The organism is Streptococcus sinensis (assembly GCF_000767835.1).
GTDB lineage: Bacteria > Bacillota > Bacilli > Lactobacillales > Streptococcaceae > Streptococcus > Streptococcus sinensis.
In genome coordinates this window covers 1-859 of record NZ_JPEN01000058.1, presented here as the reverse complement: position 1 = coordinate 859, position 859 = coordinate 1, and the positions used below count along the sequence as shown (strand labels likewise).

Here is an 859-nt window from a genome sequence, read left to right as displayed (position 1 = left end):
TGTAAAAAATAATTGATATTTTAAAAAATTATTCTTGACTTTTTACATAGAATGCCTCCTTATATTTTTTAGTTATAGTAATCGTTGAATATGTAAGACTAGATAAACTCGCTCACTATGATACAAGTCTATTCCAGTTTTCTGAGCAATAATCTCATAGAGACTACTTCCAATTTGATAGGCTTCAGGATAAGTCAGTTTAATCTGGCTCTCCATTTCTAGCAGCGCAACATTGTCATCGCGGCTTCTATCCAAGTAATCTAAGAAATAATTGAGATGAATCATGAATCGGTCATAGAAGTTACTATTATTAGCTGTTCTTCTAATACCTTGCTTCCTTAGCTCCTCTTCCACAGCATTTAGAATGTCTTTCCGCTTATCTAAGTGACTCTGACCTACAGGATTGGAGTCGCCTTCTGCATTGATAAAATGATAAGCAATTCTGTTCACCTCATCATCTGGAAAACTATCTAAGAGCCGATCCCGATAAATAGCCACTGCTTCTTGGGCGATTTGATAAGGAACTGGGTATTTCTCCGAAGCATCCGGCAGATCACTCTCCTTGTACCGCCCCTGCTGCACAGCCTGATAAGAACAGTAGATGTGAACTGTCAGCGTGACATAGATATACTCCTGGACAGGATAATCATACTTCTTAGAAAGGGTATCAATCACATCATAGGTCACTGTGATAAAGTCCAGCGGAACATCTTTTAGCAAGGCCACAAAGTTTTCTTTAGACTCTTCCGTTCGTAGGCGAAAGATTTTCTCAATCTTACTTTCCAGAACGATGTCACCCTTATATTTATATTAGCGGGTAGCTTCCGCCAGTATAAACCCTTTCTTAATTATTTTATAG

General features: G+C 38.1%; 1 protein-coding gene. It reads right to left on the bottom strand.

Annotated elements, in window-relative coordinates:
• Window positions 1-72: 72 nt before the first annotated feature.
• Window positions 73-792, bottom strand: a complete 720-nt coding sequence (locus SSIN_RS04370; protein ID WP_052076758.1) for a PRD domain-containing protein — start codon at window positions 790-792, stop codon at window positions 73-75.
• Window positions 793-859: the final 67 nt, after the last annotated feature.